Source organism: Pseudobacteroides cellulosolvens ATCC 35603 = DSM 2933 (assembly GCF_001262605.1).
Taxonomy (GTDB): domain Bacteria; phylum Bacillota; class Clostridia; order Acetivibrionales; family DSM-2933; genus Pseudobacteroides; species Pseudobacteroides cellulosolvens.
In genome coordinates, this window is sequence record NZ_LGTC01000001.1 from 3,220,898 (window position 1) to 3,244,745 (window position 23,848).

A 23,848-nucleotide genomic window follows, 5' to 3' on the forward strand; every position below is an offset into this window, starting at 1 on the left:
TTTATAATGTGTATGTATAACCAAATTTTAATGCAAGTTTTACTATATCCGATATATTTATTGTCCCGTCATCATTCAAGTCACATTTTTTATCAAACTCTGGATCATCCTTCATAAAACCAAATACTTTTGCTACAAGAACAACATCTGCCATATTTACCGAACCATCCTTATTGATATCCTCCATTATCTCTATGGGGGCAATTGTAATATCCTGAGAATCAAGAAAACACGAAACCCATGCCAGTGCTGCATTCAGGGTAATTTTAACCTCATTGGTGGACCATGATTCAACATGATCTAAATAACACTTTTGTGCAGGAGCTTTGTTAACTTTCAGACCTGCCCCTGAAACCCATGGATCCTGACAGCCTGAGTTGGGTCCCCCTGAAAGAAAGCCTGGCGGTACTGATGGGTATGAAGGATCTATTTGAGGGCAGAAGAACCTGTGATGAGGATATTTCAGCGGATTCTCGCCATATCCTGAAACATATGACTTAACTTCAGCATTACGGCCTAAAATATAATCCATGGATTCTGTCAGTCCGTTTAAATATTTACTTTCGCTGCTTAAGTGATATGCATAAGCCATTACTAGTGCTGCATTGATAACATATGAATTGGAATCATACGGATAGCCGGTTATTGTTTCACTTGATCCTCCAAAATTGCTAATATAGGTAGCTACAGCTAAAGGTATTCCATAGCCCTCTTTTTTCTGTATCTCAATATATTTATCTGCAACCTCTTTTATACTTGCTACCGCCTGCGGGAACTCCTCATATTTATGGAGTGCCAGTGTAATTGTGCCCAATTGTCCTGAAACAAGTTTATAGAGACTTCCGTCAGTACTATCATTTTCACTTGTAGACACTAAAGGTACTTTTTGGCTTTCCTTATAACCTTTCAGGTCTGCAAGGTATGCTTCATTTCCCGTTGTAACATACATTTCACAGGCTGCCCAGTAGAAATCATCTTCAACATAGTTGTCACCATATGTAAAAGTGCCTGGTTCAATACCATCAGGATAGAATATTGCCGAATTTGCTTTGGCCGCTTTATATGCTCTCTCAGCGGCAGTCATACATTTATCTGAAAAATCAGTATCAATAGCTTTCCAAATACGTGCTGCCTGGGCGGCACATGCAGTTAAGCTTAGCGTTGCTGCCGTTGAGGGAGGATAGTATACCCTATCCATATAATCCTGATCGGGACGGGTTGCAAGTGCAGTCCAGGCAGCATCTCCCATCTTATGTATAGCCATTCCTGATCTATCATACCCTTCAGGTATTTGCATCTTAAGCATCCATTCCATCTCCCAGCGTGCCTCATCAAGCAAGTCATTGATCTCATTCCCACTTTCGGGAATAATCAAGTTGCCATCACCAAAATCATCATCCTTATCTATTCTTACAGAATACTCATATTGATTCTGCAGCAACCATAAGGCCAAACCGCCGCTTACCATATATTTGCCATGATCGCTTCCGTCATACCAACCGCCTGTACAATCCATGCTTTCAGGCCCTAAATAATCCTTTCCTGAAGCAGGTACCGCCATATCCTTTGTATGCCCTGCTAATCGTGCCCATTTACTTTCCAGAGTATATGGCATTTTATTCTCTATACCGCTTCGGGCATAGTAAAAGTATTTTAGTGCATCATATTTCATAGTTGCATATATATCGTTCCCAATGTCAAATGGCAAACTGGTTGCTACACCCGCTACCAACTGGTAGTCTTTACCTGGCCTAAAATAATTGGAAAAATCAATTATATGAACTCTATCACCAGATGCAAGATCTATACCACCTTCCCCTTGTCCTTCAAAAGGTTTCGTTTTACCTGAAGCAACTACAGCTCCCTTACTGTCTTTTAACTGCCAATCTATCGGTTCAACTGTACCGCTATCCACCTTTAAGGTAGCTTTTTTAGATGCCTGTGGCAGGTATCCCAATTGATTCACCCGTATATTTCTAACAGGCGTTGGAGTGGGAGTTGGAGTGATAACACGTATATAATCATTTAATGACATTGATATAAACTTAACTTCAACGGGCAGCGGACCTGTAAGTTCTCCACCAAGATGGAAAGCAAACTCAGCTTCTTTGTAATTTCTATCAGCAACAAATGTATCCTCCACTTTAAGTGTTTGTCCAGCGGTAATACTATATGGAGTCCATTTGTTATTCCATACTTCTCCATACGGTTCACCCTTATCGCCAATTTTAGCGTAAACCTTGGTATTTTTATCCGCAGTTAGTGAAAATTTTACTTTATACGTCCAACCTTGAACAATGGATATTTCTCTGTGCCTTATCTGAACATCCCATTTGCTGGTTCCCTTCTTATCAATATGCACAACATATCTTCCATCCTCCACATATGTATAAGCATGATCCTCAGCAGCCTGACTCAAATGCCAGGGTAAGCTTACTCCGCTACTAAAATTTGTGGTTTGAAGCAGCTCTTGGGCATTGCATGAAGCCTTCGCTGCCAATAAGGTAAATAGTGCCACCCCTAACACTGTCATTTTTTTAAACATACTAATTCCCCCATTCCTAGTTAAATTATGTATTTTTATTAAAATCAAAGACATTGAAGAATGTCCTCAATGTCTTTATTAGTATATAGAAGAACCTACAGCTTATGATGTGTATGTATAACCAAACTTTAATGCCAGCTTCACTATATCCGAAATATTAATTGTGCTATCATTATTTAAGTCACATTTTTTATCAAATTCGAGGTCATCCTTTGTTAGGCCAAAGACTTTAGCTACCAAAACAACATCCGCCATATTTACTGAGCCATCCTTATTGATATCCTCTGTAACCTTTTCCGATTCAACATTCTTTACAGCGTCAATATAATATGTAACCCATGCCAGTGCAGCATTCAGGCTAATATTTACTTCATTGGTGGACCATGATTCAGCATGATCCATAAAACATTGTTGTGGCGGAGTGTAAAAATAGCTGCAACCTGAACCAGCAATCCATGGATCCTCACATTTAGAATTCGGTCCACTTGATAGAAATCCTGGCGGCACTGATGGGAATGAAGGGTCTATCTGTGGGCAAAAGAACCTGTGATGCGGATATTTCAAGGGTTCTCACCATATCCTGAAACATAGCACTGAACTAACGGATTACGTCCCATTAAATAATCCATTGACTCTATTACTCCATTAAAATATTTACTATCCTTGCTTAAATCATATGCATACGCCATAACAATTGCTTTATTTACAATAAATGAATTTGAAGCCCCCGGATAGCCTGTTATATCAGTATCCATACCTAAAATCAAACCCATATCAACTTCAGCTAAAGGTACACCATAACCCTCTTTCTTTTGAATTTCAATATATGAATTTGCTGCTTCAATTATACTTGCTGAAGCCTCAGGAAATTCCGCTGTCTTATTAAGTGCAAGAGTCAGAGTTCCCAATCCACCTGTAGCATTCCTGTTAAAGCATCCCTCAACACCTTTAAATTCACCAGTTAACACTGAAGGTATCATTTGGCTTTCCTTATAGCCTTTAAGATCTGAAAGATATTTTTCATTTCCAGTTGTAATATACATTTCACAAGCAGCCCAATAGAAATCATCTTCAACATAATCATCACTATATGCCATTGTCCCGCTATCATAGCCATATGGATAGAATATTGCAGGGTTTGATTTAGCAGCCTTATAGGCACTTTCAGCAGCAATCATGCACTTTTCCGAAAATTCCGAATCTATGTCCTTCCAGATACGTGCAGCCTGGGCGGCACACGCAGCCAGGTTTAGTGTTGCTGCAGTTGAAGGAGGATAGTATACCCTGTGCATATCATCCTCATCAGGACGCAATCCCAATGAAAGCCATTTCTCATCACCTAGCTTGTGAACTGCCATTCCAGCCCTGTCATATCCTTCAGGTATCTGCATCTTGAGCATCCATTCCATCTCCCAGCGAGTCTCATCAAGCAAGTCATTTATATTATTTTCACTTTCGGGAATATTCAGTTTGCCATCACCAAAAGGAGTATCTTGTCCATTTTTTTTAGAATGTTCATACTGGTTCTGCAACATCCATAGTGCAAAACCGCCGTTTACAACATACTTTCCATAGTCAGCTCCATCATACCATCCACCTGTAGCATCAATACTGTAAGGGCCATTATATCCCTTTCCGGACGCTAGTGAAGCCATATCATTTGCATGACCTGCCGGTCGTGCCCATTTGCTTTCCATGCAATATGGCATCTTTAGCTCAATACCGCTTCTGGAATGATAAAAGTATTTAAGTGCATCATATTTCATTCTAGTATACATATCTGTTCCAATATCAAAATACCAGCTTGTATAGCTGCCAGCCACGAGCTGATAACCTTTTCCAGGCTTTGTATAATCAGTGAAATCAATAATATGAACTTTATCTCCTGATGCATGATCAAATCCAAAAGGTTTTGTTTTTCCTGCTGCAACAACTGTACCTGAGCTATTTTTCAACTGCCAATCCAATGGGCTTTCATCAGCACCGCTGTTCCCAATCTTCACGGTTGCTCTCTTTACACCATCAGGAAAATATCCCATTTGATTGACACGAATATCCCTTGAAGGAGTTATGACCGGAGTAGAAGTTGGCTTGGAGAAGTCACTAAGTGACATGGATATGAATTCTATTTCATAAGGAACAGCCCCTGCCAATTCTCCCCCAAGTTCAAATGCAAACTCGGCCTCTTTATAATTAATACTTGGAGTAAACCTTTCGTTTACCGTAAGAACCTGGTTAGCCTTAATACTGTATGGTTTCCAACCGTTATTCCAAGCCTCACCATAAGGTTCTCCCCTATCACCAATCTTGGCATATACCTTGCAATCTTTTGTAGCAGTCAGTGAAAATTTCACAGTATATGTATAACCTGATATAATTGACAATCCTCTGTGTGCAAGTCGAACATCCCATTTGTTAACTCCTTTTTTATCCATATGAACTATCAATTTTCCATCTTTAATATAAGTATATGCATTACTATCATCACTTTCAATCAAGTGCCAGGGTAAAGAAACTCCACTTGTAAAGTCGGTAGTTTCCAGAAGTTCTGCTGCACTGCACATTCCCCTAAATGCCAGAAGTGTAAACAAAATCATACAAAACATCGATAACTTTTTAGACATTTTAATTCCCTCCATTTTCTTCATATGAATATACTTGCTGCCTGATAGAAGCAAAAAACAAAAAGCCTTATAAATGTTAATATCAGGCTTATTATATCAATTTATGAAATCCTAAACAATTGCATAATTGGGCAATAAGTTACAATTATTGCCTCAGTAATAGCGTTATTCATTTTAAACATTATTCTACAAATGTAAAAAACCATGTAATAATATTGTCAACCTTGATTGTTGCCGTTAAAAATTATATCTTAAAATACACCAGATTTTTTTATACGCTAAAAAAGACACTTCCCAAAGGAAATGCCTTTTCTTAACAAAATACCATATTGAAATTGATTAAGGAATGAATAAAATATTACTAATTATCACTCCAAGTCGTATTTAATTATCTGGAGTGCCATATACCTTTTTAGTATAGTCTCAATCTGTATGTAAATATCCTCCAGGAACAGTGCATACAACATCTGATCCTCCACAAGGTATTTACTTTCCAATGCCTTATCTATTATATTACATAATTTCTTTAAAATATCCTTGTCCTCCATCACCTTATAGTTCCTGTCCTTAGCCAAAACCAGCTTTAGAAGGGATGGAATCTTGACATTGATGTTTTCACCTTCTTTTTCAAGGCCAAGAAGCATATCAATATCAATGTCCAGCTCTTTTATTATTCTGAGTATAGTTTCAAGTTTCGGATTGACCTTGTGGCCATTTTCCAGTTGCGACAGATAGCCTGGGGATATTCCAACCAGCTTTGCAAAATCTTTGAGTCCATAGCGTTTTTCTTCCCTCTTAAGCCTTATTATCTCTCCAACTTTTATTTCCATAAACTTAAGCCCTCCCACACTCATGATAATGTCGAAGTAAAAAGCTTTACTTGTATGTTAATAAATATTGATTTAACTTATATCAAAAGTAAATAAAATATTTAATCTATCTTAAGTTTGGCAAACTTTCTCTTTCCTACTTGAATTACATCGCCATCCTTTATTTCAATATCTATATTGGCCTGATCAAACTTCACCTCATTGATCTTTAGAGACCCCTGTGTTATAAGCCTTCTTGCCTCACTGCTTGATGGTGCAAGCCCTGTTATTGTAAGAAGCTTTGGTGCCCATATCTTGCCATCTGTAAGATCTGAAGACTTTATAATTACCTCTTCAATATCCTCGGGAATAGCACCTTTCTGGAAAACCGATTTAAAATGCTCTTCGGCCTTCAATGAAGCTTCACTGCCATGATACAATGATACAACCTCTCTTGCCAGCTTCATTTTCAGATCCCTTGGATTTACTGTATTGTCTTTAAGCTGTTGTCTCATAGCCTCTATCTCATCAGGATGAACGTCAGTAACCAGCTCATAATATCTTATAATCAATTCATCGGGAATTGACATTGTTTTTCCATATATATCATTGGGTTCTTCATTGATACCTATATAGTTACCAAGACTTTTGCTCATTTTCTTTACGCCATCGGTACCTTCGAGTATAGGCATGAATAAACCTATTTGAACATCGCTTTTACCATATTCCTTTTGAAGAGTTCTACCCATAAGGATGTTAAACTTCTGGTCTGTGCCTCCAAGCTCTACATCCGCTCCAAGTTCTACAGAATCATATCCCTGCATTAATGGATAGAAAAACTCGTGAATGGATATGGGAAGATTGCCGGTAAATCTCTTTTTAAAATCTTCCCTCTCAAGCATCCTGGCAACGGTATATTTTGCCGAAAGCTTTATAACATCAGCAAAAGTTAACGGTGCAAGCCATTCGCTGTTGAATCTGACAATGGTCTTTTCCTTGTCTAATATTTTAAATATTTGAGACTTGTATGTTTCTGCATTTCTTAGAACTTCTTCCCTTGTAAGCTGTTTTCTTGTTTCGGACTTGCCTGTAGGATCTCCGATCATACCTGTATAGTCACCGATTATTATTACCACCTGATGTCCAAGATCTTGGAATGCCTTCAGCTTCCTCAATACGACGGTATGTCCTAAATGTATATCAGGTGCGGTTGGATCAAGACCCAGCTTTATGATAAGAGGTTTGTTTTCCTTTTCCGACTTTTTAAGTTTTTCCAAAAGCTCATTTTCACTGATTAATTCTGCAACACCTTTTTTTATAATCCTCAACTGCTCGTTAACATCCATAGTTTGTTAAGTCCTCCCGAAATCATATGTATTAATTAAAATCAGCATTTATCTCGATTTTAATCTGCATCTTTTTATTTTCTCTATATTTTATCACTTAAACCATGTAAATTCCAGTATTTTTCCTTGAAATTAGTCATTCCTAATTAAAAGCGTCTGCTGTCTAAAATCAATTGTTCACGAACTCTTTTCAATCCTTCCTTTATGGCCCTGGCCCTAATCTCACCAATTCCGTCAACTGTATCTAGTTCCTCTGAAGAAGCCTTCAATATACCCTGAAGATTCATAAACTTATCTAAAAGGTTTTTCATGACAGCCATTGGCACCCTGGGTATCAAACTCATAATCCTGTAGCCTTTAGGCGTCACATTCATTACAATTGTGTTCTCCCTTTGCCTGTACCCCAGTGCACTGTAGATTTTTGTTAAATCCAGCAGCTCATCATCGTCAAACTGCCTTATCATAGCTAGTATGTCCTCTGATGTTTTGGAATCATTTCTAACCATATAGTCTTCAATAACCATCCTCACATCTTCCTCAACATTTACAAGAAGCTCTTCCAACTGCATCCTTATTAACCGTCCTTCGTTTCCAAGCTCGCAAATATACCTGTCAACTTCAGCTACTATCCTCATAACCATTTCTGTTCTCTGTATAACATAGGCTACATCATCTAATGTAACACTGTCCTCAAACTCAAGTACACTCAAATTACCCAGTGCACTTATAAGTACCGAATTATATTTTTCCAGAGTCTGAAGGGCCTGATTAGCTCTTACAAGGAGCATTGACGTGTCCTTAAGTATATACTTGCAATCTCCTTTGTAAAGAGTAATTAAGTTTCTTCTCTGAGATATGCATAGTACGATTTCACCGGATTGTTTTGCTGCCCTTTCGGAACTCTTGTGCCTTGTGCCGGTTTCTTCTGTGGGAATAGAGGGGTTAGGGATTAAAAGGGCATTGGCATAAAGAATCTTTTTCAAATCCTTGCTGATAATTATTGCACCGTCCATTTTGGCAAGTTCGTACAGCTGTGCAGGCGAATACTCCTTATTGATGTAAAACCCGCCATCAACAAGGCTCATAACCTCATTCGAATCACCAATAACAATAAGTGCTCCGGTCCTGGCCTTTAATATATTTTCCAAGCCTTCTCTGAGTGGGGTCCCCGGTGCCATAATCTTCAGAATTTCCATAAGCTCATTATCCTTCAATCTGTCTTCCCTCATTATTCCATCCTCCAGTAATTTAACCTGCCGAATTATTCAAAATACTGCTAAATAAGTAAATCCAGTGCTTCTTTTACATTTTCAACAGCTTTTATTTGTATACCCTCAACTTCCTTCATCTGCTTTATCATTTTCTTGTTTCCCGAAGGAATTATACATGTTTTAAAGCCTATCCGCTTAGCCTCCATAACCCTTTTATCAATATGGCTTACAGCTCTCACCTCGCCTGTAAGACCTACTTCACCAATAAACACACAATCCGGATCAACTATTCTGTTTCTGAAGCTTGATGCTATGGCAACAATAAGTGCAAGATCACAGGCCGGTTCGTCAATTTTTATACCCCCAACCACATTCACATACGCATCAAAATTCCCAAGCTGCATACCTACCCTTTTCTCTAAAACCGCCATAAGCAAGGTTATTCTATTATAATCAGTACCTGTTGCCATTCTTCTTGGCATACCGAAATTTGTAGGACTGACTAAAGCCTGCACCTCAATAAGCATCGGCCGTGTGCCTTCAATACTTGCTACAACTACTGATCCCGGAACATTTACAGGTCTTTCAGCCAACATTACGGCTGATGGGTTATCTATCTCAGCAAGGCCTATGTCCCTCATTTCAAAAATGCCTATCTCATTTGTGGAGCCAAACCTGTTCTTCACAGATCTTAGCACCCTATAACTCATATGTCTGTCACCCTCAAAATAAAGAACGGTATCAACCATGTGCTCTAATACCCTGGGACCTGCAATAGCCCCCTCTTTTGTGACGTGTCCAACAATTATAATGGATATGCCGTTGTCCTTTGCAATTCTCATGAGCTTTCCCGTTACCTCACGAACCTGGCTTACACTTCCAGGTGCTGAGTTTACGTCCTCGCTGAACATTGTCTGTATGGAATCTATAATAACCAGTCCCGGCTTTTCTTTTAATATTACCGTTTCAATAATACTGAAGCTCGTTTCCGACACCATCAAAAGCTTGCTGTTATTAACTGAAAGCCTGTCCGCCCTGATTTTTATCTGACCTATGGATTCCTCACCGGAAAAGTATAATATACTTGAATCCATGATTATGCTATTGCATACCTGAAGAATTAACGTGGATTTACCAATGCCTGGGTCTCCCCCCACAAGTATAAGGGACCCTTTAACCAATCCGCCTCCCAGAACCCTGTCAATTTCCTTAAATCCTGTACAATAACGATCTTCTGCCTGAGAATTAACATCATTAATACTTACAGGTTTTATATCCTTGATATCTATATTGTTATTCTTTGATCCACTTTTAAGAATTTCCTCAACAAATGTGTTCCATTGACTGCAAGCAGGGCATTTACCCAACCAGCCCGAAGACTCATATCCGCATTCCTGACAAATGTATACTGATTTGTTTTTTGCCATCTAAAACTCCTTCACATCAAAATTCTATAGTATAATTATCGGCATTCAGGCAAAAGAATATATAGATTTATATCAATTATTACCCGAATTATTATACCACAAATATTTATATTATTTTATTAAATATTTTCTATTATTAAGTACAAAATAATAAGGTTGAACAAAATCAAATATTATACTGGAGGAAATAAATGTTGTCCGTATTTAACAGCTTCTTGTATCTATCAACTCAGATTATTCAAATTCTGATATTTATAGCAGGCTGCTACTACTTTGGTATATCAGTTTTTGGTTGGATAAAAAGAAAAGAGGATTCTCACAAAAAGTATAGCCCTATAAAGAAATTCGCATTGGTTATAGCTGCTCACAACGAAGAACTGGTTATTGCACATATCATAGACAGCTTAAAAAGGCAAAACTATCCAAAAGAGCTTTATGATATTTTTGTAGTCGCAGATAATTGCACCGATAATACGTCAAAAATTGCATCAGAGCGTGGTGCAATAGTATATAACCGGATAAATAATGAATTAAAAGGAAAGGGGTTTGCCCTCGAATGGATGTTTGAAATAATATTCAATATGGAAACAAATTATGATGCAATAAGTATATTCGATGCTGATAATATCGTTTCTGCTAACTATTTAGCGGAAATGAACAAACAACTGTGCAAAGGACACAAGGTTGTTCAAGGCTACATAGACAGTAAAAATCCATTCGATTCATGGATTACAGGCTCTTATTCCATAGCTTTTTGGCTTTCCAACCGGATTTTCCAGCTTCCAAGGTATTATTTGGGTTTAAGCTGCGGCCTTTGTGGCACCGGCTTTTGCGTTGAAACAACTGTTTTAAAAAAGATAGGCTGGGGTGCCACATGCCTTACCGAGGATCTGGAATTTACCATGAAGCTTGCATTAAATGGAATGAAGGTTGCCTGGGCACATGATGCCGTTGTATATGACGAAAAACCTCTTACCTTGAGACAATCCTGGAATCAAAGAAAGAGATGGATGCAAGGTCACGCAGACTGTGCATCCAGATTCTTAGGTGCTTTGTTTAAAAAAGCATTCAAAGAGCAAAATCTGGTGGCTTTCGACTGTGCCTTATACCTTTTCCAACCTATCAGGTTTATATTTATCGGATTAATTACTGTCATGATGTGGATACAAATGGTTTACCCTACGTCACCGTTTTTTAGCCTCAAATATGTTTTTCCTGTTGAAATCTGGAACGTTTTTGTAATACTCCAATTTTTTTATGGCCCATTTGTAATACTTTCAGAAAAGAAATTTAACAGCAAAATTATACTGGGTTTTATATTATACCCGTTCTATTGCCTAACATGGGTTCCCATTACAATCGAAGGATTTTTAAGTAAAAATAACAAGGAATGGGATCATACTACCCATACCAGGGAAATCACCATCAATGATCTGGAGGAAGCTTAGGCATACCTTAGCTTCCTCCAGATCAAAATCCATTATGATTTTGCTCTATCTAGCATCAAACAGCCTGCCTGTTATTTCCATCCAATTTTATTTTATAATACTTATTCCCATCATTGGAATTCCTATAATAAATATAGTTGCCCACAATCTCAATATCATTTTTATCTTCTACAGAGTCACCGGATATTTTAAATTTTTCAGACCCGTCAATCTTTGCTTTATATATGCTATTTGAGTCACTTTTATTTACAAAATAAATCCAGCCGTCCAATATATGTTCGTTATGAGCATACCAAAAATCAACATTTGTATTGTTGTTGGATACTACATACCCAGCTGGCTCATCACTGACAATTTCTACAGTGTTGCCGCCATTTAAACTTGACCTCTTAAGCCTTGCACCATGGTCAAAATTAAAAACCTTATAGAAAAGATCGTTGCCCTCAATGAGTATCCATGAAACTACATCATCATAGTTTAGTTGACTCTGCCCCTCTCCTTCCTGATCTACTTTATTAACCTTATAACTGGCAATATAGTATATGCAGTTATTGTCTTTATCTATCTCGACAACCTTGCTACTCACAAGCTTTGTCTTTGATGTACCGTCTGTTTTAACCTTATACAAACAGCTTTCGTCACTGTTATTTATATAATATATATAGTCCCCCATCATTAAAATTTGGTAAGCTTTATCCTGCACAATTTTTGTGCTATTGCTGCCATCATGATTTATACTTACTATACCGCCTTCAGGGCTTATATAATAATACTTATCATCTGTTACTATGAAATTTTTTCTTTCTCTGGCTATCATATCAAACAGTACACTATTTTCGCTACATTGAGGGTAGGCATTCCTATTCCACCTGTGATCAGAACCCATCTGTTTGTCTGATATATTAAAATACTGGTGACTTAATAATTCTGTACCATCATCCGATAATGGGTCATTAGCAGTTACATCCACCTGATAATAAATATTATTTATCTTGACTATATTCCATGCATGTTTCCACTCTTCCCCGTTAGATCTGACAGGAGTCAATGTCCCATTCAATGAGTCAAAATCTCCAACAATCATACTGGATTCGATTCCCACGGCATTGAGTAAAACCTGAAAGCTCCTGGCGTAGCCGTCACAAACAGCAATTCCATTAACCAATGCCCCGTAAGGTGTATGGGTCTCATCAGGTAATGTGTCGTTCATCAAATTCTGCTTATCATATCTAATATGCGTTACCAAATAATCATGTAGTACCAATTCTTTTTCATATTCTGTCATTTCCGGTTTAATCAAAGTATTCACTATTTCATGGACTTTCCTTGATAATTGATCATATTTTTCGAGTGCCTGGCCCAGATCGTCCCCCTGTGAATTGAGCAAATATAAATTTTTAATGGAATTCATATTCTTCAAAATGCTTATATCAATTATAGGGTTGCTCCAAAGGTTGAGTACCTCCAGTTTTGTAAGATTTTTAAGCGTTGAAATATCCGACACCTGATTTTGGGCAAGATCAAGCCTTTGCATATCAGCCAATCCTGTTAAAGCAGATATGTCGCAGATCTGATTATCCTGCATTAGCAGTATCCTTAAGCTTGATAATTCCTTTAATGCACTGATATCCGATATACAGTTATCCGATAGGTAAAGAAAATATATGTTCTTAAGTGTTGAAAGCTTATTTATATCCTTGATTTTGTTATTTTCCAAATCAAGCTCCTGGATGGAGGATAGATGCTCTATTCCATCCAGGCTTGCAATACCCTTTTCTGAAGCATCAAGAACGGTAATTTTCTTCACATCGATGTTCAATATATCTCCAACCGGCTTATTAATATTTAATCTTATAACCGCTTCAAGATTGCTGTCCGGAAATTTTATCACCTTAGGTGTGGTAATATCAACCACCTTATCTTTGCTGTTCCATTCCACATCAGTACCAAGGCTCTCTGCTACAAACCTTGCCGGTACAAGAGTTCTGCCATTAATAATCAAAGCCGGAACGTCAATTGATGTTACCCGTCCGTTAATAAATACATCCTTCTTAGATATAGTCAATTCAACGGTAATATCGTTTTTAATGCCGGTAACGGTTTTAGTTTTGGGATTCCATTTCACTTCAGCCCCCAAGGACTCAAATATTGCCCTTAAAGGCACAAGAGTTCTGCCCGAAATTATAGAAGGTGCCACATCAAGGCTCAGTTCCTTGCCATCCACAAAAACCTTTATTTCATTTGTACTTTTTGAAGCATTATCTGCTAAAGCATATGTATTGATTATGAAAAACGAACAAAAAAGCGATACAATAATTGATACCAACGATAAGCCAACCTTGACACTTCTATAGCTCTTCGGCATGCAATTCTCTCCTTACAAAAGAAATGTTTAATTTTGAGTGTTTTATTATACAGTTTATCATCTTTTGGAGGTTCCTTCAACTTGGATTTGATTTGGCGATGAAAAGTTGCTTTAAGAAAGATATTATTATAGACAATAAAAGATAGTGTATTAATTCTACTGCAATAAAAAATTCACGTGACTTTCATTGAAATCTATAAAGCCTTGACTTTAACTTTTCGGCTACAGATTTTTACAACAAAAGATCAAGTGAATTTATTATTTTACAGTAGAATCAATTCAGGTTATTGTAAAACATTTATACATTGTTCCCTTAAATTACAGGGCTTTTTTCCATCACCTTTTTTGTAAATGTAAGATTTTCTCCATCGGAGTCAACAAAAACATTATCTCCTGATTTAATCTTGCCTTCTAAAATTTCCTCGGCCAACCTATCCTCAACCTGGCTTTGAATTGCTCTTCTTAATGGCCTTGCACCATAAACCATGTCATAACCTTTGTTTGCAAGAAGCTCAACTGCTTTATCCGATACTTCGAGCTTGATATCGTTAGTCTGTATCCTTTTAGTCAGGCCGTCAATCATCAGCCTCACTATTTCTTTTATATGTGTCTCTTCTAATGGATGGAATACAATTATCTCATCAACCCTGTTAAGAAACTCAGGTTTAAATGTATTCTTTAATTCACCCATAACATTGCTCTTCATGTTTTGATAGTTTTTGGATTTTTCTTCATTTGGTGATGCAAATCCAAGTCTCTTTGGCTCTGTAATCATTCTTGCCCCAACGTTCGATGTCATTATTATTACAGTATTTCTAAAGTCTACTGTTCTGCCCTGGGAATCTGTCAAACGGCCATCCTCCAGTATCTGGAGCAATATATTGAACACATCAGGATGTGCCTTTTCCACTTCATCAAACAGAACTACCGAATATGGCTTTCTTCTTACCTTCTCAGTAAGCTGACCGCCTTCATCATAACCTACATATCCCGGAGGCGATCCTACCAATCTGGATACACTATGCTTTTCCATGTACTCAGACATATCAATTCTAATAATTGAATTTTCCTCTCCAAACAAGGATTCAGCCAATGCTTTACACAATTCTGTCTTACCAACACCCGTAGGTCCAAGGAAAATAAATGATCCAACAGGCCTTTTGGGATCCTTAAGTCCTACTCTGCCTCTTCTTATAGCCTTGGATACTGCCTTTACAGCTTCTTCCTGACCAATAACCCTAAGATGCAGAACATCCTCCATCTTCATAAGTCTTTCAGTCTCTTCCTCGGCAAGCTTCTTGACAGGTATACCAGTCCAGCTGGCAACAACTTCTGCTATATGGTCTTCAGTAACAGTATCGGTCTTTACCTGGCTCTTCTGATACCAGTCGTTTTTAGCCTTTTCAAGTTCACTCTTTAGCTTTTGTTCCTCATCCCTGATCCTTGCTGCTTTTTCAAACTCCTGAGACCTTATGGAATCTTCCTTTTCTTTTCTGAGCTTTTCAAACTGCTCCTCCAGCTTTTTAAGATCAGGAGGTGCTGTAAAGGATTTGAGCCTAACCTTTGAGCCGGCCTCATCAATCAAATCGATTGCCTTATCAGGGAGAAACCTGTCAGTTATATATCTGTCGGAAAACTTAACTGCAGCTACAATAGCTTCATCAGTTATTTTAACCCTGTGATGTGCCTCGTACTTATCACGAACACCTTTTAATATGTCAATGGCCTCTTCAACAGTAGGCTCTCCTACCGTTATTGGCTGAAATCTTCTTTCTAATGCAGCATCCTTTTCAACATGCTTTCTGTATTCATCAAGGGTTGTTGCACCAATAACCTGGATTTCTCCTCTGGCAAGCGAAGGCTTTAGGATATTGGATGCATCAATTGCACCTTCAGCCGCACCGGCACCGATTATTGTGTGCATCTCATCTATGAATAAAATAACGTTTCCTGCTTTTCTAATTTCATCAAGGGCCTTTTTAAGGCGTTCCTCAAATTCACCCCTGTACTTTGCACCCGCAACCATTGAAGACAGATCCAGGGTTACAACCCTTTTTTCCTTGAGAATTTCAGGAATATTACCCTCAACAATCTTTTGTGCCAAACCTTCTGCAATAGCAGTTTTTCCAACCCCAGGCTCACCTATAAGGCAAGGATTGTTTTTTGTCCTTCTGCTAAGAATTTGTATTACTCTCTCAATTTCATTATCACGGCCTATGACAGGATCGAATTTATCTTCCCTTGCCATTTCAGTTAAATCTCTGCCGAATTGGTTAAGTGTAGGAGTGTTTGAATTAGTGCCGTGGTTCTTAGGCTCTCCGGCGGAACCCGGTGCCTCTTCAGTCAGCATCTTGCTTATCTCACTGACAAGTTTCTGTGGATCAACCCCCAAATCAATGAGTATTCTTACAGCTACACTTTCTCCCTCTTTCATTATTCCAAGTATCAAATGCTCTGTTCCTATATAGTTCTGCCCCATTCTCCTGGCTTCTTTAAAGCTTAGCTCCAGAACTCTTTTAGTTCTCGGTGTAAATCCCAGAGGCTGTTCTCCTGTTTGCTCTCCTTTACCGATGAGTTCTTCAATTTCCTTAAGAACCTTCTCTTCCGTTACACCCTGACTTTGCAGGACTCTTGAAGCAATACCGGTTCCTTCCCTTACCAAACCAAGCAAAAGATGTTCTGTTCCAACATAATTATGGCCAAGCTGCATAGCACTTTCCTGTGAATGGGTTATAGCTTTTTCGGCTTTCTCTGTAAATCTACCGTACATTCAAATCACTCCTTTAACTTGTTTAATTTTTTGCGGATTATTTCAGCTCTTCCAACATCTCTTTCCAATTGCCCCGAAGAATTCGGCAAAAGTACCTGTAAACTACCAGGCTGTATAATAGCCATCAGCTCATTTATTGTCTTAATTTCTATATCCTTTATAATTCCCATATCTATTCCAAGTCTAACATCGGATAAGAGCTTGTGGCTTTCTTCGGATGTTAAAACACGGGCATTCTTCAATATACCGAGGGACCTGAAAACTTTATCTTCAAACATGAATGTGTTCTGCTTATAAAGATCATCTCTTAATGCCCTCTCCTGATTAGTTATCTGCTTGGTTATATTCTTAATGTTATAGACAACTTCTTCCTCTGTTTGTCCTAATGTAACCTGATTGGAAACCTGAAACATATTTCCCAATGCCTCAGTGTTCTCTCCATACAACCCTCTGACTGTTACACCTATCTTGCCGCATGCTTCCAATATTCCTTTCAAGTATCCCGACATTGTAATAGCCGGTAAATGCAGCATTACTGATGCCCTAATACCAGTTCCGATATTGGTGGGACAACTTGTAAGGTATCCGATCTTCTCATCATATGCATATTCAATCTTTTCGCTTATAATATCATCGGTTCTATTGCACAAATCCAAAGCTTCATCAAGCTGCATACCTGGAAACATGGCTTGTATCCTTAAATGATCCTCTTCGTTTATCATAATGCTTATTTTTTCATCCTTGCTTATTATTGCTGCACCTAATCTTCTATTATCCATAAGCTCCTTGCTTATTAAATGCTTTTCCACCAAAACCAGCTTCTCTATATTGTTTAATTTTTGTAGTTCAAAATATAGGAAATCTTTAGGTGAAGTGCTTTCATTACTAAATATAATTTCTTTTATTCTATTTATAATAAAGATACTTTGGTCAAAATCCATCCTGACCGGAAAAGGGTATTCATTAATATTTCTCGCCATCCTCACTCTACTGGTCATGACAATATCAGACTCAGGTACCTTTTTAGCTTCACTTCCAAACATAAACTCCCCTCCCATTTCTATATCCATTATCCAAGTCTCATAAAATATTAAAGTTAAAGCAACTTAAACTTCAGCATTATGTACCATCGCCCAAAACCCCGTTAATTGTCGGGATTTTGTCCTCTAGAATACGAAGTTTTTTCTAAGGCATTACTTTTGTATTGACTTAACTCGTCAACACCTCAATATTATCGGCATTATATTCCATTATCTAAAGTACAATTAAATATGGAATGATTATTAACCTACTCCAGTAAATATGGAATGATTATTAACCTACTCCAGGCTTTTAATTTTGTCCCTTATCTCCGCCGCCTTTTCATACTCTTCCTTTTCTATAGCCTGCTGCAATTGTGCTTTCAACTTATCAATCTCGTTTGATATACTGTGGCTCTCGCTCATCAATTTAGGTGCCTTGCCATGATGTTCAACACTTCCGTGGAGCCTTTTTAACAAAGGCTTTATACCGTCTCCATACATTTCATAGCACTTTGAACACCCAAATTTACCTACTTTCTGGAATTCCTCATAACTCATGCCGCATTTTTCACATACCATCCTTACATGTCCAGGACTGTAATAAGATGAGCTGCTGCCAATCCCGAAAATTCCCTTTAAAAAATCATTTACATCTATTGTTGAACCAAAACTAAGATGTCCCTTTTCCTTCGCACACTGCTTGCAGAGATGCATTTCCACTTTTTTATTATTGACAACTTGAGTAAAGTGTACACTAGCAATTCTCTCCTGACAATTTTCACACATCATTGTTAACACCACCTTTATATAGTTTGATCATGACTTATTATCGCTCATTTCCCGAAAATCCCGTAATAAGACTCATTAACATGTTTTTCAAAATTATGGCCCGTAAAAGGTCCCTGTCATGAGGGTTTACACTGCTTAGTGTCTTGTCACTTATTGCTGCTTTAATAATCAAGCCCTCCTTTTCAGTAACCATTTCATAACCTACAAAATTATTTATGAATATCTCCGCATTTTGCTGTGTTATACTATTTCCCATCGATGATATTATATGCATGAGATATGCACTCTGATTAGTCATATTAATACGCTTAATGCGTATATGTCCTCCGCCGCCTCTGCGGCTTTCGACGTAGTAGCCTCTTTCTGTTGTAAACCTTGTATCAATAACATAGTTTATTTGAGACGGCACACAATTGAAATGATTCGCAAGCTCATTTCTTTGTATCTCAATAACACCATTCATCTCGCTCATTAATTGTTTTAAAAATTCCTCAATCAAATCACTCATTCTTGCCATCAAAAACACCTCATTGATTTTGACTTTCTTTGACTATTAATATTATATCGAATTACTATTGCTAATTCAAGTTTAAATTTTAAAATATATATTAATTATTTCCCCAAATAATAAGATTTCAATCATATAAAAATAGTATTAAAAAAGAAAACTGCCAAAATGCAGCTTTTCTTTTTTTAATACCAATATTTTTATTCAAGGTCCTCAACTTCCGCCATATGCTTTTTGGACTCTTCAATAACCTTTGCACTTACTGGAGGCGGTGCCTCTTCATAGCGTTCAAACCACATCTTGAAGTACCCTCTGCCATGGGTCATTGATCTAAGGTCAGTAGCATACTTGAACATTTCAGCTTGAGGAACTTCAGCCACAACCTGCTGAATGCCCTTATCCTGCGGATTCATGCCCAGTATTCTGCCTCTTCTCTTGTTCAAATCCCCTATGATATCTCCCATATAATTATCAGGGACATACACCTCTATATGACAAATAGGCTCTAAAAGAACTGGATTGGCCTGTTCAAGACCTTTTTTATATGCAAGATGTGCAGCAATTTTAAATGCCATTTCCGATGAGTCTACGGTATGGTAAGAGCCATCTACCAGAGTAGCCTTCAGGTTAACAACAGGATATCCTGCAAGAACTCCCCTTAATATGCTCTCTTTTAATCCCTTTTCAACTGCAGGGAAATATTGCCTGGGCACTGCACCACCAAATATTTTTTCCTCGAATGTAAGATCTTCCTTGTTACCATGCTCAAACTCTATCCAAACATGCCCATACTGTCCGTGTCCGCCTGATTGCTTTTTGTGCTTTCCTTCAACTTTAACCTTCTTCTTAATGGTTTCCCTGAATGGAATCCTTGGATCGGTAAGGTTTACAGATACATTGAATTTAGCCTTTAACTTGCTTACTATTACATCAAGATGCTGCTCTCCAATGCCGGATATTATTGTCTGGTGTGTTTCCGTATTAACCGAAACCTTAAAGGTTGGATCTTCATCCTGAAGCTTATGGAGTCCTGAACTTATTTTTTCCTCATCACCCTTGGCCTTGGGTTCAACCGCCAGTGAGATTGCAGGCTCAGGAAATTCTATCTTATCAAGCACAATATTATTTCCGGGTTCACATAACGTATCATTGGTATATGTATACTGCAGCTTGGCAACACCACCTATATCACCTGCTATAAGCCTTTCTACCGGAACATGTTTTTTCCCTCTCATAACAAAAAGCTGACCAATTTTCTCAGCTTTTTCCGTTCCCGTGTTAAATATTGTTGAATCGGTTTTTATGGTTCCTGAATATACCCTTAACATTGATATTTTACCTACAAATGGATCAGCAATTGTTTTGAAGACAAGGACCGACAAAGAAGATGCTGGGTCCACCTTTATTTCAGCTATTTGATCATCAGCTTTTTTTACTTTTACCACTTCTTTATCAACAGGAGAAGGCATATATTCCAGAATGGAATCCATAAGATATTGCACACCTAAATTGTTTATTGCCGAATTGCAAAGGACAGGAGTGATGGATGCATCCGAAATCCCTTTCTTAAGACCTTTTAAGATTTCTTCATGAGTAAAATCTTCTCCTGCAAAAAACTTGTTCATTAAATCCTCATCAGTTTCTGCAACAGCTTCAGCCATCATGTCTCTAATTTCTTTTACTCTGTCGGAAAGGTTCGCCGGAACCGGAATGTCAACAAGTTTATCCTTTTCAAACTTTTTTGCCTTAATATCTATCATATCCAAATAGCCTGTAAATTTTCCATTTTCCATTATTGGAATCTGTATAGGAATAATGCTCTTACCAAAAACGTTCTTCATTTTATCCAGTACACCAAAAAAATCTGCATTCTCTTCATCAATTTTAGTCACTACAAGCATTATGGGGATTTTCTGTTCGTTTGCATAGTCCCAAGCCTTTTCAGTTCCAACTGCCACACCGCCTTTAGCAGGAGCAAGGATCAATGCACAGTCAGCAACCCTTATCCCCTGCTTAACCTCCCCTACAAAGTCAAAATACCCGGGCGTATCTATCAGATTGATCTTGGTATCTTTCCATTCGCAGGGTGCTAATGCAGTGCTTATGGATATTTTTCGCTTTATTTCTTCGGGGTCAAAGTCACATACTGTAGTTCCGTCTGCAATTTTTCCAAACCGGTCCAGAGCCCCGGTATTGAACATGATAGCTTCAGCAAGAGTAGTTTTTCCTGAGCCACCATGACCCATAAGACAAACATTCCTTATCTTGTCACTTGTATACTCTTTCATCTTAAATACCCCCTTAGATTTTTATAAAAACAAAAACGCCATGCGTCTTTTGTGTCCCATTGAGGTAACTAAAGCCAGCCTATAAGCTTAAAAGAATTGGAATTTTTCATTTTTCAATTTTGCTATAAAATAAACCTTGTGAAGATAATGGATACTGCCGTATATAAGTAAAATCACTTGCGATTTTATCATCCTTGATCGTTGTCGTGTAAAATTGTGGTATAGAATACACCATAACTTCCTGGACATAAACAATATAAATATATCACTTGACAATAAATATGTTAGATTCATAGAAATAATGCTATATAAATAATTATATATTATAATTTATCAAAGTCAATTAAGTTTCCAATTTTTATCTTATACAATACCTAAATAATTTCTTGACAACCCTGGTTTTAGTATTGTAAATTTAAACTAACAATTAAGCGGAACATACTGTAATTAAGATAAAACATAATAATAAATAATTTCCTTTAAAAAAATGTTATTTTAATGCAATATTATTGGTAAATATTAATCATTGTAATCAATTTTAGAAAGGACAGATATGCTATGGTAATAGTAATGCGGCCTGGAACTAATGAGGCTGAAATAAATGAAGTTTCCAAAGTTCTCGAGTCCCTGGGCCTTGGTGTACATATTTCAAAGGGAACAGAAAGAACAATTATTGGGGTTATAGGTGACAAGAGGCTTCTGAACGATGTTCCCCTTGAATTAATGACAGGTGTGGAAAAACTTGTTGCCATTGCAGAGCCCTATAAGCTTGCAGGTAAAACCTTCAAGCCTGAGTCCAGCGTCATTGATGTAGGTGGAGTCAAAATCGGAGGTAAAGAGATTGTTATAATGGCAGGCCCTTGTGCTGTTGAAAGCCGTCAACAAATCATTGAAGCGGCTCATGCCGTCAAGAAATCAGGTGCTCAAATACTTAGAGGCGGGGCTTACAAACCAAGAACCTCGCCATATGCCTTCCAGGGTCTAGAGGAAGAAGGGCTTAAGTATCTTAAAGAGGCAAAGGATGAAACAGGACTTCTTATTATAACCGAAGTTACAAGTGAACGTGCCGTTGAATCAGCCGCTGAATTTGTAGATATTTTTCAGATCGGTGCAAGAAATGTTCAGAACTTCCAGCTACTTAAGGAAGTGGGCCGCTCGAAGAAACCGGTTTTATTCAAGCGGGGTTCATCCACCACAATTGATGAATGGCTTAATGCTGCTGAATATATAATGAGTGAAGGAAATTATAATGTTATCTTATGCGAGAGGGGCATACGCACATTTGAAACTGCAACAAGGAATACTCTCGATATAAGTGCTGTTCCGGTTTTAAAAAGTTTAAGCCATTTGCCTGTATTCGTAGATCCAAGCCACGCTGCAGGAAAAGCAAATTATATTTCATCATTGTCAAAAGCAGCAATAGCTGCAGGAGCTGACGGCCTTATAATTGAAGTTCACCCAAATCCCAAGTGTGCCTTATCAGATGCAGCCCAACAACTTACTCCTTCAGTTTTTGACGATTTGTGTAAAGATATTTCTAAAATTGCCGAAATACTAGGGAGAGAATTTAAATATGGTGGATAAAAAAGTTACAATTATAGGTCTGGGCCTTATAGGCGGTTCACTTGCAAGGGCTCTTAAAGAACGGGTGGGAATCACTGACATAACCGCTATAAATAGATCTTCCAGATCAATTGATGCAGCACTGAAGGATAGAACAATATCACGAGGATCTAGTGAATTAAACCAACATGTATATGACTCAGATATAATATTTATTTGTACTCCTGTAAGGCGTGCAATTGAATATATAGAATTATTGAAAGAAAAGATCAAACCTGACTGTATATTGACAGACGTTGGTAGCACAAAGTCAGAAATAATATCATATATTAACAAGATGGATAATCCCCCATTATTTATTGGTGGGCATCCCATGGCAGGTTCGGAAAACACTGGTTATGAAGCTGGTTTTACGCATTTGTTTGAAAATGCGTTTTATGTTTTGACACCAAGTAAAACAACTACCGATTATTCAATGAATCTCATGACTGGGATTGTTGAGAAAATCGGAGCAATACCGGTAAAAATCAGGGCCGATGAACACGATAAGGCTACAGGCTGTATAAGTCATGTACCTCACATTATCGCTTCCACTCTTGTTAATATGGTAAGGTTTATGGATTCAGAGGATGGCAAAATGAAGCTGCTGGCAGCAGGGGGTTTTAAGGACATCACAAGGATTGCATCCTCAAGTCCGGAAATGTGGGAAAATATAGTTTTAAGTAATAAAGAGCAAATTGGAGGAATTTTAGATTTCTATGTCGAAATACTTAAAAAGTTTAAGACATCAATGGAAAATGATGATTCCCAGGCCATTTTAGAATTCTTTAAATCAGCAAAGGATTACAGGGACACATTTTCAAGCCACAAACGAGGCCTATTTACTCCTGAGTATGATATATTGGTAGATATTATCGATGAACCGGGAATTTTGGGCGAAATAGCCACATTACTTGGACACAATAAAATAAATATTAAAAATATGAATGTTTTAAATAATAGAGAGTTCCAACAAGGCTGCTTAAAGGTTACATTGCCTGATCCAGAAAGCCTTGATGTTGCACATAAGGTTCTAATTGAAAACGGTTATAAGGCTACTTGCATTTAAAAACGCATACATTATAGCCTACTTA

Annotated in this window: 15 protein-coding genes and 1 pseudogene; 3 read left to right on the top strand and 13 right to left on the bottom strand. The window is 37.7% G+C overall.

The window, feature by feature from the left end:
• Nucleotide 1: 1 nt before the first annotated feature.
• From Bccel_RS13140 to radA, 7 genes and pseudogenes are all read right to left on the bottom strand, one after another.
• Nucleotides 2-2,545, bottom strand: coding sequence for a glycoside hydrolase family 9 protein (locus Bccel_RS13140; protein ID WP_050753431.1), 2,544 nt, complete (start codon nucleotides 2,543-2,545; stop codon nucleotides 2-4).
• A gap of 102 nt (nucleotides 2,546-2,647) precedes the next feature.
• Nucleotides 2,648-2,947, bottom strand: a complete 300-nt coding sequence (locus tag Bccel_RS32565; RefSeq protein WP_420848045.1) for a dockerin type I domain-containing protein — start codon at nucleotides 2,945-2,947, stop codon at nucleotides 2,648-2,650.
• Nucleotides 2,939-5,193: pseudogene (locus Bccel_RS13150) on the bottom strand (glycoside hydrolase family 9 protein); the annotation flags it as partial. The pseudogene Bccel_RS13150 and the gene Bccel_RS32565, both read right to left, overlap by 9 nt.
• A gap of 344 nt (nucleotides 5,194-5,537) precedes the next feature.
• Nucleotides 5,538-5,999 carry a helix-turn-helix domain-containing protein gene (locus tag Bccel_RS13155; RefSeq protein WP_036944069.1) on the bottom strand — a complete coding sequence of 154 codons (462 nt, stop codon included), beginning with the start codon at nucleotides 5,997-5,999 and terminating at the stop codon, nucleotides 5,538-5,540.
• Nucleotides 6,000-6,100: 101 nt separating this feature from the next.
• A complete protein-coding gene (tyrS, locus tag Bccel_RS13160; RefSeq protein ID WP_036944066.1) occupies nucleotides 6,101-7,324 on the bottom strand; it encodes a tyrosine--tRNA ligase in 1,224 nt (407 codons plus the stop codon).
• 146 nt (nucleotides 7,325-7,470) lie between these two features.
• The gene (gene disA / locus Bccel_RS13165; protein ID WP_036944064.1) at nucleotides 7,471-8,553 is read right to left on the bottom strand and encodes a DNA integrity scanning diadenylate cyclase DisA; all 1,083 of its coding nucleotides are present in this window, start codon (nucleotides 8,551-8,553) and stop codon (nucleotides 7,471-7,473) included.
• 47 nt (nucleotides 8,554-8,600) lie between these two features.
• Entirely contained in the window at nucleotides 8,601-9,962 is a 1,362-nt protein-coding gene (gene radA / locus Bccel_RS13170) for a DNA repair protein RadA (RefSeq protein ID WP_036944062.1), read from the bottom strand.
• A gap of 194 nt (nucleotides 9,963-10,156) precedes the next feature.
• Here radA and Bccel_RS13175 point away from each other — a divergent pair, with 194 nt between their 5' ends.
• Nucleotides 10,157-11,410, top strand: coding sequence for a glycosyltransferase family 2 protein (locus Bccel_RS13175; RefSeq protein ID WP_457920567.1), 1,254 nt, complete (start codon nucleotides 10,157-10,159; stop codon nucleotides 11,408-11,410).
• Between the two features lie 55 nt (nucleotides 11,411-11,465).
• Here Bccel_RS13175 and Bccel_RS13180 read toward each other — a convergent pair whose 3' ends face one another.
• The 6 genes from Bccel_RS13180 to fusA form a co-directional block, all read right to left on the bottom strand.
• Nucleotides 11,466-13,775 (bottom strand): stalk domain-containing protein, encoded by a 2,310-nt coding sequence (locus tag Bccel_RS13180; RefSeq protein WP_050753434.1) that lies wholly within the window; start codon nucleotides 13,773-13,775, stop codon nucleotides 11,466-11,468.
• Between the two features lie 313 nt (nucleotides 13,776-14,088).
• Nucleotides 14,089-16,545 carry an ATP-dependent Clp protease ATP-binding subunit gene (locus Bccel_RS13185; RefSeq protein ID WP_036944058.1) on the bottom strand — a complete coding sequence of 819 codons (2,457 nt, stop codon included), beginning with the start codon at nucleotides 16,543-16,545 and terminating at the stop codon, nucleotides 14,089-14,091.
• Between the two features lie 5 nt (nucleotides 16,546-16,550).
• Nucleotides 16,551-17,588 carry a protein arginine kinase gene (locus Bccel_RS13190; protein WP_036944056.1) on the bottom strand — a complete coding sequence of 346 codons (1,038 nt, stop codon included), beginning with the start codon at nucleotides 17,586-17,588 and terminating at the stop codon, nucleotides 16,551-16,553.
• 276 nt (nucleotides 17,589-17,864) lie between these two features.
• The gene (locus tag Bccel_RS13195; protein ID WP_036944054.1) at nucleotides 17,865-18,356 is read right to left on the bottom strand and encodes a UvrB/UvrC motif-containing protein; all 492 of its coding nucleotides are present in this window, start codon (nucleotides 18,354-18,356) and stop codon (nucleotides 17,865-17,867) included.
• Nucleotides 18,357-18,393: 37 nt separating this feature from the next.
• Nucleotides 18,394-18,873: a CtsR family transcriptional regulator gene (locus Bccel_RS13200; protein ID WP_036944052.1), complete on the bottom strand. Its 480-nt coding sequence runs from the start codon at nucleotides 18,871-18,873 to the stop codon at nucleotides 18,394-18,396.
• A gap of 191 nt (nucleotides 18,874-19,064) precedes the next feature.
• The gene (fusA, locus tag Bccel_RS13205; protein WP_036944050.1) at nucleotides 19,065-21,152 is read right to left on the bottom strand and encodes an elongation factor G; all 2,088 of its coding nucleotides are present in this window, start codon (nucleotides 21,150-21,152) and stop codon (nucleotides 19,065-19,067) included.
• Between the two features lie 558 nt (nucleotides 21,153-21,710).
• On the opposite strand from fusA, the gene aroF reads away from it, so the two are divergent.
• Both aroF and Bccel_RS13215 read left to right on the top strand, forming a co-directional pair.
• Nucleotides 21,711-22,736: a 3-deoxy-7-phosphoheptulonate synthase gene (aroF, locus tag Bccel_RS13210; RefSeq protein WP_036944048.1), complete on the top strand. Its 1,026-nt coding sequence runs from the start codon at nucleotides 21,711-21,713 to the stop codon at nucleotides 22,734-22,736.
• On the top strand, nucleotides 22,726-23,823 hold the full coding sequence (locus Bccel_RS13215) for a prephenate dehydrogenase (protein ID WP_036944047.1): 1,098 nt from the start codon (nucleotides 22,726-22,728) through the stop codon (nucleotides 23,821-23,823). Before aroF ends, Bccel_RS13215 begins: the two co-directional genes overlap by 11 nt.
• Nucleotides 23,824-23,848 lie beyond the last annotated feature (25 nt).